We start from the raw sequence: 14,764 nt of genomic DNA, 5'->3' as shown, positions 1-14,764 counted from the left end.
TTACTTAGTATATTTAGATTAATGGCCATTTTTACTCACAAACAAAAGGATGAACTAGAATTAGGTTTCGGTTCAAAAAATTATAAAAATCCGGTCCGCTTCCTAAATAAAGATGGTTCCGTAAATGTCAGAAGAACAGGGCTTGGCTGGATAAACAACACAGATATTTACCACTCACTTATTTCCGCTTCGCTGCTTAAATTAATTCTATTAATCATCTCAAGTTATATTTTAATTAACATTTTTTTTGCCTTTGTTTATTATTCAATTGGTGCTTCACACTTTGGTGGACTTGAGGCTGAAACCGGTTCTGAGTTTCAAAAATTTATGGGTTTGTTTTTTTTTAGTGCCCAAACAATAACAACTTTAGGTTACGGTCATATTTATCCAATTGGTAATGCGGCCAGTATTGCAGCAGCAGTTGAATCATTGCTTGGGTTATTGAGTTTTGCTTTAGCTACGGGTGTGCTTTACGGGAGATTTTCAAGACCAAAAGCACATGTGCTTTACAGCGAAAATATTTTAATTTCTCCTTATAAAGATGGTAAGGGGCTCATGTTTCGAATTACAAATAAAAAGCAGTACGAGCTTATTGAATCAGAAGCGAGTGTAACGATGACCATCACGAATCCTGAAAGTAATAAACGTGAGTTTCTAAATTTGAAATTAGAAATTAGGCACGTAAACTTTATGGCTCTCAGTTGGACAATTGTGCATCACATAACGGAAGAAAGTCCTCTGTATGGATTAACGCAACAACAATTAGCCGAAAGGGATGTAGAGTTTATTATTTTAATAAAAGCGATCAATGACACGTATTCTCAGGGTGTAAACTCTAGGCACTCCTATAAAGCGCATGAGTTAGTTGAAAATGCAAAATTTAAACCATTAAGCCCAGAATCAACAAAACGTGGTACTTTGAAAATTTCGGTTACAGACATTCATCTGTATGAATCGCTTAATTAAACCTCTTTATCAAAAATAGATTTTACAGCATCCCTTAAATTGTAGTGATTACTCATAACTTCACCATATGCACCAGCGCTTCTTATTGCAAATAAATCACCACGCTCCGTTTCAGGCAATACTACAGCCTTTCCAAAGCAATCACTGCTTTCGCAGATGGGTCCAACCACATCGTATTTGTTTGTAGTACTACCACTTTTAGCGCTTATGTTTTCAATTTTGTGATAAGCCTGATAAAGTGCAGGACGTATTAATTCAGTCATGCCTGCATCTAGAATAGCAAAGTTTGTATTAATACCATTTTTAATGTACAACACTTTGCTTATTAAACTGCCACATTGTGCAATAATACATCTCCCTAGTTCAAAGTGAATTTCTTGTTTTGGTTTTACTTCCAAAAACTCTTTAAAAATATTAAAATAAGATTCAAAGTCGACAATAGCTTCTTTGTCAGGCTCAATATAATTAACCCCTAATCCACCACCAACATTTAAATGCTCTGGGGTAATTCCTTTTTGAATAAACCAAGTATTTATTTCGTTAACGCGTAGACATAAGTTTTTAAAGGCAGTCATATCCTGTATTTGAGAACCAATATGAAAATGTAATCCTATAAGATTAAGATGTTCTAAGTTTTTTAATTCTAATAAAACTTGATCAAATTCATAAGGGTTTATTCCGAATTTATTTTCTTCTAACCCCGTAGTAATGTATTTGTGTGTGTAAGCGTCAACATTAGGATTTATTCGTAAAGCAATATTGGCTGTTACATTTTTGTTTTTCGATAACTGATTTAGAATTTGTAATTCATGCAGACTTTCTACATTAAAACAAAAAATAGAATGATCGAGCGCATAATTAATTTCTTTGTCGCTTTTTCCGACTCCAGCAAAAACAATTTTTTTGTTATCGAATCCACATTCTATGGCACGTTTAACCTCGTTGCCGCTTACGCAATCTGCACCAAATCCAGCTTCTTTAATGTAGTTTAATAAAGTGGGATGAGCATTTGCTTTTAGAGCATAGTGAATATGGTATTCTTTTGGAGAAGATTTTTTTATTGCTGTCAATGTTTTTTCAAGCAATTCTGTATCGTAATAATAGAAAGGCGTTTCAAGTGTGTTAAAGTGCTCTATTAATTTTTTAGTGAACATGTACCGTGTTTTAATAATTGAATAATCCTTTGTTAAGAGCCTGTAAGGCTTCTTTTTTCAAACTGCCATTTACAAGCACTGAAATATTATTAGCACTTCCCCCATAGGATACCATGCGCAGTGGAATATCTTTTAAAGCATCTAAAACTTTATTGGCGTATCCCGATTTGTCTTTTGGTAATTGACCAACAATACAAATAATGGTTTGGTTGTCATCAATTTCAACCATTGCAATTTCTTTCAATTCTTTGGTAATACCACCAAGATTTTTATTATTATCTATCGTTAACGATACGGCCACTTCACTAGTACAAATCATATCAATAGGAGTTTTGTAGCGCTCAAAAATTTCAAATACAGCTCTCAAAAATCCATGTGCTAAAAGCATTCGATCGCTTTTTATATTGATCGCAGTAATGCCGTCTTTCGCAGCCACTGCTTTGATTCCTTCGTTGGTATTTATGTTTGCTATCAGTGTTCCAAGTGCTTCAGGCTGCAAGGTGTTTTTTAAACGAACTGGTATGTTACGTTTTTTTGCAGGTAGAATACACGTAGGGTGTAAAATTTTTGCACCAAAGTAGGCCAACTCTGCTGCTTCATCAAAACTTAGTTCTTTTATTGGATGTGTTTTATCCACAATTCGAGGATCATTGTTGTGCATGCCATCAATATCCGTCCAAATTTGCACCTCTGTACTTTTAATTGCCGCGCCAATAATAGATGCTGTGTAATCGCTTCCACCACGTTTTAAATTATCTATTTCTCCAAAAACATTCCGACAGATATAACCTTGCGTAATAAATAATTTTTGTTCTGGGTGTTTTTTTAATTCTTCTAAAGCGAACTTTTCAATGTATGCCATATCTGGTTCGTCATTTGCATCTATTTTCATGAAATTGAGCGCCGGTAAAAGTGCAGAGTCAAATCCGCATTCTTCTAAATAATAATGAAACAGAGCTGTACTTAATAACTCTCCCTGAGCAAGTATGGCTTTTTCTTCATTAACCGTAAACATATCCATCGTAAATGAAAGTAAATGGTTAAAGTGATTTGTTATCAGTTGCTCCGCCTTTTCAATACTTTTAGGTTTTGAGTACAAGTCTTTTATTTCCTTGTCGTATTTTAGTTTAAGAATCGAAATTAATGTAGTAGCTTTTTCGATTTCTTTGGCGTATAACGCTTCGCAAATTTCAACAAGAGCGTTTGTAGTGCCGCTCATGGCACTTAACACAACAATTTTAGGAGCAGGGGTAACACAGAATTTCACAAGGTCTTTTATTCGCTGAGCCGAACCTACACTTGTACCTCCAAATTTTAAAACGAGAAACATATCTTTTTTAAATTTATTTTAATTGAATAAGATTTTTTGTGAGAGTTTCAGAGACCGTAGCTCTAATATAGAATTAAAATGCCTTAGAGGCACTTATACTTAAGCTTTATTTGAAAACAAAAAATCATTTAGCGGTAACAAAGAAAAACAGATTTTCAGTACTTACAAAATTTTAGGCGAAGGTTTCTGTAAATAAAAAGTATATTCAAATGGAAAATTTGTCTCTGGTTCTTTCTCAAAAACTCCAAATACAGCGCTACCACTGCCACTCAAGCTTGCATAAATGGCGCCTGTTTTGTATAAATTTTCTTTCAACATTTTAATAGGTGGATGTTTTTTTAAAATTGTACTTTCAAAATCATTTACTAAAAAATCTTTCCACTCCATAATTGGTCTAGAAACAACAACATCGGTTAAATTATGTTTTGGTTTTTGTGGAATAAGTCCTTCATAAGCCTCTTTGGTGTTACTGTGAATGTTTGGATGTACAACCAGAACGTAATACTGGTCGAGACTTACATTGATATCCGAAAACTCATTCCCCTTGCCCTGTGCATAAACTGGACTATTATTGATAAAGAACGCACAATCACTTCCAAGTAGAGAAGCAATTTTCATTTTTCCCATTTCGCTATACCCGAGTTTAAATTTTGTATTTAAAAGGTTTATAAAACTGGCAGCGTCCGAACTTCCTCCTCCAAGACCGGCGCCCATCGGTATGTTTTTATGAAGATGAACTTTAATAGTTGGAAGTTTTTTTTCTTTTGAGATTATTTCCCAAGCCTTGTAAATGAGATTTTGCTCTATGGTACCTGTAATAGCCAATCCGCTTTGACTATAAACAAATGGCGCATTAGACCCGTGATTTTCTAAAACTTCAAGGCTGTCACACCAATTTATAGGATAAAAAACAGTCTCAATATTGTGAAACCCGTCTTCACGTTTTGATATGATGTGCAAACCAAGGTTGATTTTGCAATTTGGAAAAACAATCATGAATTTACTTTGATAATTTTAAAGCTTACGAAGTTAATAGAAAAGCCTTCTATGCCTTTTAAATTCTTTTTAACAACTTTTGGTACAATACTTGATGAAACAACTTCAAATACCTTAAACCCATTTGAATTATGAAACCATCGAAAATTAAAATTGGATTGCTAGCAATCGTTATACTGCCATTTTTAACGGCTTGCCCAAAACCAAGAGAAAATATGGCACCGCCTGCAGATACAGAACTTCAGAGCTCTATTGATGCTGCATTTGCTACTTTTGTAGTGACAGATATTGACATGATTTGCAGTTTTAGTGGCGAAGGGGATACATCTCCAGATTTTTATTTATTGCAATCAAGTGAAGACCCAGGTAAAATGGAGGAACCTGTTTTTGACGTCACTAATGACCAAATTTCAACTACATATTACAACGATGCACGCTGTATAGACGGTAGGGTAAGGAACGGGACGGTTATGTTGTTTTTTTCAAATACTAATCCAAATGCAAAATATTACAGAGCGTATGAATATGTAGGTAGAATTCGCCTAGTGGATTTTAAAGTTGACGGCTGGTTGATAGAAAACCTAGATGGAAACGATTGTCATGTTTATAATCGCTTAAGTTCACCATCTTATGATCCGTCTAAAACAAATATTAGCTGGTTAATAGATGGCGCATTTAAATTCACACATACTACCGATCCTTCAAAAAACATGGTATGGAAGGGTAAACTCACTAAAACCCTCACGAATACTAATGATCCAACGGTATTTAACCCTTCTAAACAAAATGCAATCAATTGGTCGAAGGCAGTTGTTAGTTACGCTGGTGAAGCTACGGGCTACACTTCTTCTAATGTGCCCTTCAAAATGGAGATTAATGCAATTAACCCAATTCTAAGAGACTTTAGCTGCTATCCAGATGCTGTAGGTGGGATTGAAAATGTTAGTCCATTAAAAATATGGAAAGAAGAATTTCACCCTTTTAAAGCAGGAATAGCAACTTTAACTACAAGCGATAGGTATCCGCGTCAGATTTACTTCGGAAATGAAGGAAATACAGATTTAACTTCCCAATGTGATAATTCAGGAGTGGTTTTGATTAAAGGCAATTCATATCCAGTAGATTTTAAGAAATAAATAGAATTACAGATAAATTAGTTTTGAGCAGACACAGAGCCTATTTTAAAGTTAAAAACGTTCGTAATTTCTTTAACATTTTTTGTTGGTTTAAAATAATTATACTAAATTGCAGCGAATATTTCTTATTTAATTGAATAATGTGCTTTGAAAAACATATTACGGTAATTAAATTAAGAGCTATTTATTTTTTGTACATTCGTTAACTATAAAAAAATAATAAAATACCTACCTATGAAAATGAAAAAAGTTTCCCTTGGTTTTTCAATTGTGGCTTTATCTGCAGTATTTCTTTTAAGTTGTAAAAAAGAAGTAGATGTTGCGCCTGTCCCAGATACTGAAGTAGAAAGTTCTATCTACGCGTCTTTTGCTAATTATGTTGCCAGCGATATTGAAATGGCTTGTAGTTTTATGGGAGAAAACGCTTATAACACAACTTTTTACTCCGCCTATTCTGCAAGTTCAGGTACCGTAGGTATTGTTAGAGATACAAACGGAATTAATTTAACAGTAGGCACTTCTTCTGTTCCTGTGAAACATGATCAGTTAACATATACTTGGAATGAAACAAGATGTAAAGACGGAAGAATTAGAAAAGGAACGATTTTCATGTACGTGCCTATCGTGCCAAATCAAAGATATTGCCGTCAACGCTTATTTCAAGGAAGAATTTCTTTTGATGATTTTAAAGTAGATGGATGGAGAGTGACTTTATTTGACTCTCTTGCTCCAGCTTATCTTTATAATACACTAGCATCAAATGATTACGATCCAACCAAAACAAAATTAACTTGGAGATTTGCTGGTAAGCTCAAATTTACGCACCCAACAAATGCCAACCTAAACATGGTGTGGGAAGGAGAGTTATTTAAAACATTAGAGAATACAAGTGATCCTAAAGTATTTGAACCAAAAAAGCAAACAGCAATTACTTGGTCTTTAGGTGTGGTAAGTTATTATGGGAATGTGAGTGGTAAAGTGCCTCAAATTGATGCTGATGGAAATATTACTCCAAATGTAGATTACAAGATGGAGATAAAGGACGGAGCTAAACTGGTGCGAGATTTTCTTTGCTCTCCTGATAAGGTTACTGGTGTTACTGTTTCTCCTACTGGAAGTGTTACTCCTATTGGTGATGAACATCATCCCTTTAAAACGGGTGTAGCTTCTTTTACTGTTGGTAACAACTATCCTCGCCAAATCTATTATGGTAACGAGGGTGATCCGAAATTAGATTTACAATGTGATAATACAGGAGAAGTTCTTATAAAAGGAAATTCTTACAAAGTTACTTTCTTTAAATAAATTTTGGGTATAATATTCTTAAAAGGTCATTCTAAATAGAATGACCTTTTTTGTTTTATGTCATGTTGTTAAGAATTGACGGTTAGTAATATTGCCGTTGTAGGCAGTTTAACCGAATTAAATTAAAATATATTTGTATAAAATAAGTCTTATGAAGCGTATTACGGGAATTGTTTGTTTGTTGATCACTCACTCATTTATTAGGGGGCAAATAACTATGCAAACCAACTTGCCAAAAGCTCTTCCGCTTAACTCAGAGATAACTTTTGAGGTAAAAATTAATAAAGGTAACTCAACAAATTTCGCAAAATATCAAATGGAAATTCCAAGAGGAACCACCGTTAAAGAGGTAGACGTTAAATCGGGTTCTTTTGCCTCTGATGAAAATCTGATCAAAATAATTTGGGTAATGGCACCCATAGATCCAGAGTTTTCTATCAGTTTAAAATTAACTACAGGAGTTGTTGCTGGAAAAAAGACATTTAAGCAAAAATATTTTTACGTAGAAAATGAAGATAAAAGAGAGGTTGAAATGGAACCTCTCACTGTAATATTTAAAGACTCTGTTGCTTCTATTTCTGTTTCATCAAACGATTTTGTTAGCATTATGCCAAAGGAAATGCCGTCACTTCTTACAACAACCATCAATGCAGCAGAAATTAGTACTAAAAACCCGGAACTACTGAAGCAACAAGTATTGCAATTGAAAAAGGATTCTAAAGACGCTTTTGTTATTGGGGAAAAAGAAAAAAGAAAGGCAGAAGATAACCGCGTAAAAGCCAACGCTGAAATTTCTAAAGCAGAATTAATTTCCGACGAAACCTTGAAAAAACAAGCGATGGATAAAGCTATGCTTGATAAGGAAAAAGCAGAGAATGATATTGAAGTGGCTGCACGAGTGTTAACACTTGCTAAATCTTTAGAAGATAATGCAAATGAAATTGACGCCATAAATAGGTCTGTGAATCCAGGCAGTTATACAGGTCAACCAACAAGAAATACTACAATTATTGCTGCAGCGAATAAACCTTCTTCATCTTCAAATAATAACGAAACAGGTAAGAGAATTAATACCAACGAATCTGAGAAAATCTCACTTTCAGAGAAAACCAGCGAAGGATCTAATAAAAATAATAATCTGGAAGTAGGACTGGTATACAAAATACAATTGGGAGCCTTCTCCAAAGAGCCTTCTCCAAAAGACTTTAAATCTATAGGGAAAATTAAAGTAAGTGAGGAAAACGGCATGTATAAGGTTTTATACGGCAGTTTTGCTTCTAAGGAAGAAGCGTTTAAACAACGTGAACAAATCCTTTCTAAAGGATTTGACGGTTTTGTTGTCTCTTACCAAGATGGTGTAAGGGTTAAATAACAAAATCTCTTTTGTGTCAGGCTGTCACTATCCTCCTGTCATTTTATTCCAATTTTACAATTTTTGGTGAAAATCTGACCAAATATCACGCTATATTCGCGCTGGCATAATTTATGCAAATGCCAAATAAAAATTCTAAAACAAATAATTTTAAAAAATATGGCAAAATCGAATGTTAATTTTAAACCACTGGCTGACAGAGTGCTAGTAGAGCCAGCGCCAGCTGAGACAAAAACAGCAGGGGGAATTATTATTCCCGACACGGCAAAAGAGAAACCTATGAAAGGTAAAGTAATTGCAGCTGGAACTGGGAAACACGAAGAACCTATGGTGGTGAAAGTAGGCGATACCGTGCTTTATGGAAAATACGCTGGTACGGAGCTGCCAATCGATGGGAAAGAATATCTGATTATGAAACAAAGTGATATTTGGGGAATTATCTAAAATAATTCATGATGCAGGGTGTAAAATTCAAAGGCCTTGTCTCTTAATAGTAAACTTTGAATACTAAATTTTAAATTAAAATAAGAAATGGCAAAAGATATAACATTTAATATAGAAGCACGCGATGCTTTAAAACGCGGTGTTGACGCATTGGCAAATGCAGTAAAAGTAACATTAGGACCAAAGGGGCGTAATGTAATTATTGACAAAAAATTTGGTTCTCCTCAAATAACAAAAGATGGAGTTACCGTTGCTAAAGAAATTGAATTGAGCAATCCAGTTGAAAATATGGGTGCGCAATTATTAAAAGAAGTTGCTTCTAAAACCGCTGATGTAGCGGGTGATGGCACTACTACAGCTACTGTTTTAGGTCAGGCAATTGTTACAGCTGGATTAAAAAACGTTGCTGCTGGGGCGAATCCAATGGATTTAAAACGTGGTATTGATAAAGCTGTTATCGCTGTAGTTGAGAATTTGAAAAAACAATCTCAAAACATTGGTAACGAAAATAAAAAAATCGAACAAGTTGCTACTATCTCTGCTAATAACGATAGCACTATTGGAAAACTAATAGCTGAGGCAATGGGTAAGGTTAAAAAGGAAGGTGTTATTACTGTAGAAGAAGCAAAAGGAACGGATACAACTGTTGAAGTTGTTGAAGGAATGCAATTTGACCGTGGCTACATTTCTCCATATTTTGTAACAAATGTTGACAAAATGGAAGTGGTTATGGAAAGCCCTTACATTTTAATTTATGAGAAGAAAATTTCAGCAATGAAAGAATTACTTCCAATTCTTGAAAAAGCTGTTCAAACAGGAAAACCATTATTAATTATTGCTGAAGATCTTGATGGAGAAGCTTTACAAACATTGGTAGTTAACCGTTTACGTGCTAATTTGAAAATTTGTGCTGTTAAAGCTCCAGGTTTTGGTGATCGTCGTAAAGCTATGTTAGAAGACATCGCTATTTTAACCGGTGGTACTTACATTAGTGAAGAACAAGGTCGCAAGCTAGAAGATATGCAATTAACGGATCTTGGAAAGGCAGAGAAAATTTCAATCGATAAAGACAACACAACTATTGTAAATGGTGCTGGTAAAAAATCAGAAATCACTTCTCGTGTTAATCAGATAAAAGCTCAAATTGAGTCTACAACATCTGATTACGATAAAGAAAAATTACAAGAACGTCTTGCTAAATTAGCTGGCGGTGTTGCAGTATTATACATTGGCGCGGCAAGTGAAGTTGAAATGAAGGAGAAAAAAGACCGTGTTGATGATGCATTAGCAGCTACTCGTGCTGCTGTGGAAGAAGGAATTGTACCGGGTGGTGGAACAGCTTATATCCGCGCGATTGAAGCAATCAGTAAACTAAAAGGATCTAACGAAGATGAAAATACTGGTATTGCAATCGTGAAACGTGCTTTAGAAGAACCTTTACGTCAAATTTGTACCAACTGTGGAATCGAAGGTTCTATCGTAGTACAACGTGTTAAAGAAGGTAAAGATGATTTTGGTTTCAATGCAAGAACTGAAGTATATGAAAACTTACTTAAAGCAGGTGTTATCGATCCTACAAAGGTAAGCCGTGTTGCTTTAGAAAACGCAGCGTCGGTAGCGGCAATGCTATTAACTACTGATTGTGTTTTAGCTGAGAAAAAAGAAGAAAAAGCCCCAATGATGGGTGGAGCCCCTGATATGGGCGGTATGGGTGGAATGATGTAACATTCCATAAATAGACTCTTGAAAATTAATTATAAAAGCTTCCCATTTAACAGGGAAGCTTTTTTTGTGATCTGTATATTTACATTTTGAATACAGTGAAAAAATATTTTCTTCTCCCTTACCTTTTTCTATTGCTCATTGGTATGAGCGAATGCCATCCGAAAAAAACAACTTATGTTGACTATTCGTTTGAACCTTCAGGATACTATTATAAATTAATCTCTTTTGATTTGGATAGCTCTGTCTACCAACCAGGAAGAATTGCTTGGGTAACGGCAACTTTTAAAAACCAATCAGATTCAGTTTTTTGGGATAGTTTTAATAATCTGAATGATAAATTCTATATCCAAAATGATTCTTCTGAAAAAGACAACTTCCTTAAAAGTTACATTTCAAAATGTTCGGCCTTAGACAGCGCTTGCATTTTAATAAACCCGAAAGATTTTTTCAGACAACAATATAAAATTACCTCAGTACCTTTTTTTAGCAAGAATGACACAGTTGTAAGGATCAATTTCAAGATTAAAAAAGTTCTAGAAAAAAAGGATTTTGTTAAAATTCAACACGATCTTTTAGAAAGGGAAAACGCACAGATTAAAAAGTTTTACGGAACGAAAATAGAAATGGAAGCAGCTCAAGATCCTCTTGGATTTTACTGGGTTGACCGTTCAGGCGGATCAGGTGAGAGAACAACCCAATTAGGAGACATTGTCACAATAGCATACAAAGGAGAATATTTAAACGGCCGGTTTTTAGAAAAATCAAGTAGTAATTTCGAATTCATATATGGCACTCCAGATCAATTATTAAAAGGATTAAATTATGTTATTGGCCGCTTAAAATTGGGTGAGAATGCAAAAATAGTATTACCTTCACGGCTCGCTTTTGGAGAAAATGGAAGCAGTGATGGAACTGTTCCACCATACACCCCTTTAGTGTATCAAATACAATTAATTAATTTAAAAAAGAATGACATCACTCCTTAAACAAGTGGAGTAATTTCAGGTACAAAATTTAGAAACAAAAAAAATAAATGAAAAAAGCAGCAATACTTGCAACCGCAGCCATCACAATCGTTTTTGGCGCCTGTTCCGATTCAAAGTTTAAAGGATACACCAAATCTGAAAACGGATTACATTATAAATTTTTTAATCACGATGAGTCTGGCGCTAAAGTTCAGGTTGGTGATGGAATTATTATAAGTTACGTGATTTCTAAAGAAAAAAACGATTCAGTCATTGTAGATTCTAAAAGTGTAAGCTCAGACGGTACAGGTTCTGTTACATTTACCATGAGAAAATCTTCTTTTGCTGGTAGCTTTGAAGACGGTATGATGATGATGGCAAAAGGTGATAGCGCGGCGTTTATCGTATCTGCCGATTCTTTTTTCTTAAAAACAAACGGACAAAATGAATTACCAAAAGGCTTTAGTCCTGGTGAATCTCTAAAAGGTGTGTTTAAAATAAAGGAAATTCGTACTGCAAAAGAAATTGAAGAAAATCAACAAAAACAAAAAGCTGAACGTGATGCTTTAGCTCAGGAAATGCAGGTAAAAGAAAAACCAGCGTTTGACAAATATTTGAGCGATAATAAAATTGCTGCTAAACCAACAGCTTCTGGATTAATTTATGTAGAGACTAAAAAAGGTTCAGGTCAAAATCCTAAAGCAACTGACATTGTTAAAGTTCATTATACAGGAATGTTTCTTGACGGAAAAGTTTTTGATAGTTCTGTTGAACGTGGCGAACCAGTTGAATTCCCTTTAAATCAAGTTATTCCAGGGTGGACAGAAGGTTTACAATTGATGAAAAAAGGCGGAAAGGCAAAATTAGTTCTTCCATCTGCAATTGGATATGGCCCTCAAGGTAATCAAGGAATTCCTCCTTATTCTCCTTTAGTATTTGAGGTAGAATTACTTGACATTAAAGCTGCACCAGCTCAAAGTGCACAACAAATGCCAGCAGAACCAGGGCACTAAAATTGGCAATGTTTTTGTATTAGAAGAAAGCAGAGAAAAAATATAATTTTTAATCACTGTGATATTTGCCTCCATAGAAATGGTAATACGCAGAAAATAAGAAAGTAATAAAATGGATAAAGAATTTTTGGATAAGCAACCCGATGGTATGTACGCTAAGTTTGAAACCAGCAAAGGTGATATATACACCATTCTTGAGTTCAAAAAAACACCTATGACGGTTGCTAATTTTGTTGGTTTGGCAGAAGGACAAATTGAGAATAAAGCAAAAGTAAAAGGTGAAGGATACTACAACGGTTTAAAGTTTCACCGTGTAATTCCGAACTTTATGATACAAGGTGGTTGTCCTTTAGGGACTGGCACAGGAGATCCTGGGTATAAATTTGCAGATGAATTTGATTCTAGCTTAAAGCATTCTGGGCCTGGAGTTCTGAGTATGGCAAATGCCGGACCTGGAACAAACGGATCTCAATTTTTTATTACCCATGTTGAAACTCCATGGTTAGATGGCAAGCACACTGTGTTTGGTAATGTTATTCAAGGACAAGATATTGTGGATAAAATTGCCGGTAACGACACACTTAACAAATTGGTAATTCTTAGAAAAGGAAAAGACGCTGAGGCGTTTGATGCTGCTAAAGTATTCGAATTTGAAAAAGGAAATGTGGGTGCAAAAGCTGCGGCTAAAGCAAAGGAAGAGGCTGCCGCAAGAGAAATTGCAAACACTGCTGCTATAAAGAGATTTGAAAAAGCTGAAATAACGGCATCGGGGTTGAAGCACATCATCGAAAAAGAAGGTACCGGAGTATCACCAAAAGCAAGCGATAAAGTAAGTGTTTTTTATAGAGGCACATTTACTAATGGTATTGAATTTGACGGTAATTTAGGAAAACAGCCAATTTCTTTCGGACTAAATCAAGTTATTCCAGGTTGGACAGAAGGTCTTCAGTTAATGAAACCAAGTGGAAAATCTGTATTCTATATTCCTTATAATCTTGCATACGGTGCCGATGGATATCCCGGAGTTATTCCCCCAAAAAGTGATTTGATTTTTGAAGTAGAATTATTGAAAGTAAATTAACATAAACCAAAACGTAAAAACTTATAAAATGAAAAAACTATTTTTATTATTTTCTGCTCTCACGGTTCTAAATATTGGAGCAGACGCTCAAAAGAAAGAAAAGCCGAATAAGATAGATAAAGAATTTTTAGACAAACAAGCTGATGGTATTTACGCTAAAATTGAGACCAACAGGGGTACTGTGTTTGCTTTCTTAGACTATAAGCAATCTCCAATGACAGTAGCAAATTTCGTGGCTTTGTCGGAAGGTAAAATGAAAAATGATAAAAAAGGAGATGGTGTTCCTTATTTTGATGGCTTAAAATTCCACCGGATTATTCCAGGTTTTATGATTCAAGGTGGCTGTCCACTTGGAAATGGAACTGGAAATCCAGGTTATGGCTTCCCTGACGAACTTGATCCAACAAATGAACTAGGTAAAAATGGGTACAAGCGCGGTGTTTTGGCAATGGCAAATTCTGGACCAAATACAAACGGAAGTCAGTTTTTCATCATGCACAAAGATTACGGACTGCCTTTGAGTTACAATATTTTTGGAAATGTAGTGCAAGGAATTGAAGTAGTGGATTCTATCGCAGGTTCTCCACGTGATGGTGGCGATCGTCCGAATGTCGATCAAAGCATGTTACACGTTACTATTTTAAGAAAGGGAAAAGAGGCAGAAGCTTTTGACGCCGTAAAAGTGTTTGAATTTGAAAAAGGAAATGTTGGAGCAAAAGCAGCAGCAAAAGCTAAAGCGGAAGAAGAAGCCAGAGCTATTGCAAATGCAGAAGCCTTAAAAAGATTCGCCAATGCTAAAACAACCGCTTCAGGTTTAAAATATATTATCGAAAAAGAAGGGGCGGGGGCATCACCAAAAGCAACTGATCAAGTGACTGTATTTTATAAAGGAACATTTACTAGTGGAAAAGAATTTGATGGCAACTTCGGAAAAGAACCTATCACGTTTGGTTTAAATCAAGTAATTAAAGGTTGGACAGAAGGTCTTCAATTAATGAAACCAGGTGGAAAAGCAACTTTTTATATTCCTTATGATATTGCTTATGGTGCGAACGGACATCCATCAGGAGTTATTCCACCAAAAAGCGATTTAATTTTTGAAATTGAATTAGTGAAAGTAAACTAAACTCATTTTTGTAAATCAAAACCCCGTCTTGCAAAAGGCGGGGTTTTTTGTTGCTTGTATTTTGAGTTTCTTATAGCATGAAAATGCCATTGATAATCTGAAGAACTACTCAGTTGAATACCTGATAAATACCCTCTGCGCCCCTGTGTCT

General features: G+C 35.0%; 13 protein-coding genes. 10 read left to right on the top strand and 3 right to left on the bottom strand.

What is annotated here, in order from left to right; translation table 11 throughout:
- The first annotated feature begins 21 nt into the window (after positions 1-21).
- Positions 22-966, top strand: coding sequence for an ion channel (locus P2086_RS14255; protein ID WP_317897419.1), 945 nt, complete (start codon positions 22-24; stop codon positions 964-966).
- Here the strand turns inward: P2086_RS14255 and lysA are convergent.
- From lysA to ispE, 3 genes are all read right to left on the bottom strand, one after another.
- The gene (gene lysA, locus P2086_RS14250; RefSeq protein WP_317897418.1) at positions 963-2,120 is read right to left on the bottom strand and encodes a diaminopimelate decarboxylase; all 1,158 of its coding nucleotides are present in this window, start codon (positions 2,118-2,120) and stop codon (positions 963-965) included. The two genes, P2086_RS14255 and lysA, sit on opposite strands and share 4 nt — an antisense overlap.
- A gap of 10 nt (positions 2,121-2,130) precedes the next feature.
- Positions 2,131-3,450 carry an aspartate kinase gene (locus tag P2086_RS14245; RefSeq protein ID WP_317897417.1) on the bottom strand — a complete coding sequence of 440 codons (1,320 nt, stop codon included), beginning with the start codon at positions 3,448-3,450 and terminating at the stop codon, positions 2,131-2,133.
- A 162-nt stretch (positions 3,451-3,612) separates the two neighbouring features.
- Positions 3,613-4,446, bottom strand: coding sequence for a 4-(cytidine 5'-diphospho)-2-C-methyl-D-erythritol kinase (gene ispE / locus P2086_RS14240; RefSeq protein ID WP_317897416.1), 834 nt, complete (start codon positions 4,444-4,446; stop codon positions 3,613-3,615).
- A 131-nt stretch (positions 4,447-4,577) separates the two neighbouring features.
- On the opposite strand from ispE, the gene P2086_RS14235 reads away from it, so the two are divergent.
- The 9 genes from P2086_RS14235 (at position 4,578) to P2086_RS14195 (ending at position 14,613) form a co-directional block, all read left to right on the top strand.
- The gene (locus tag P2086_RS14235) at positions 4,578-5,582 is read left to right on the top strand and encodes a hypothetical protein (RefSeq protein ID WP_317897415.1); all 1,005 of its coding nucleotides are present in this window, start codon (positions 4,578-4,580) and stop codon (positions 5,580-5,582) included.
- Between the two features lie 240 nt (positions 5,583-5,822).
- Entirely contained in the window at positions 5,823-6,887 is a 1,065-nt protein-coding gene (locus P2086_RS14230; protein ID WP_317897414.1) for a hypothetical protein, read from the top strand.
- Positions 6,888-7,038: 151 nt separating this feature from the next.
- Complete coding sequence (locus P2086_RS14225) at positions 7,039-8,259, top strand: SPOR domain-containing protein (protein ID WP_317897413.1); 1,221 nt, start codon at positions 7,039-7,041, stop codon at positions 8,257-8,259.
- A 159-nt stretch (positions 8,260-8,418) separates the two neighbouring features.
- Positions 8,419-8,703 (top strand): co-chaperone GroES, encoded by a 285-nt coding sequence (locus tag P2086_RS14220; RefSeq protein ID WP_317897412.1) that lies wholly within the window; start codon positions 8,419-8,421, stop codon positions 8,701-8,703.
- A gap of 87 nt (positions 8,704-8,790) precedes the next feature.
- A complete protein-coding gene (gene groL, locus P2086_RS14215) occupies positions 8,791-10,428 on the top strand; it encodes a chaperonin GroEL (RefSeq protein WP_317897411.1) in 1,638 nt (545 codons plus the stop codon).
- Positions 10,429-10,523: 95 nt separating this feature from the next.
- A complete protein-coding gene (locus tag P2086_RS14210; protein ID WP_317897410.1) occupies positions 10,524-11,414 on the top strand; it encodes an FKBP-type peptidyl-prolyl cis-trans isomerase in 891 nt (296 codons plus the stop codon).
- A 47-nt stretch (positions 11,415-11,461) separates the two neighbouring features.
- On the top strand, positions 11,462-12,406 hold the full coding sequence (gene bamJ / locus P2086_RS14205; RefSeq protein WP_317897409.1) for a BamJ family beta-barrel-assembly machinery protein: 945 nt from the start codon (positions 11,462-11,464) through the stop codon (positions 12,404-12,406).
- A gap of 112 nt (positions 12,407-12,518) precedes the next feature.
- On the top strand, positions 12,519-13,487 hold the full coding sequence (locus P2086_RS14200; RefSeq protein ID WP_317897408.1) for a peptidylprolyl isomerase: 969 nt from the start codon (positions 12,519-12,521) through the stop codon (positions 13,485-13,487).
- A gap of 28 nt (positions 13,488-13,515) precedes the next feature.
- On the top strand, positions 13,516-14,613 hold the full coding sequence (locus tag P2086_RS14195; protein WP_317897407.1) for a peptidylprolyl isomerase: 1,098 nt from the start codon (positions 13,516-13,518) through the stop codon (positions 14,611-14,613).
- The last annotated feature ends 151 nt before the right edge of the window (positions 14,614-14,764 follow it).

The organism is Aurantibacillus circumpalustris (genome assembly GCF_029625215.1).
Taxonomy (GTDB): domain Bacteria; phylum Bacteroidota; class Bacteroidia; order B-17B0; family Aurantibacillaceae; genus Aurantibacillus; species Aurantibacillus circumpalustris.
The sequence above is the reverse complement of the archived record's forward strand: the minus strand, read 5'-3'. Positions and strand labels throughout refer to the sequence as shown.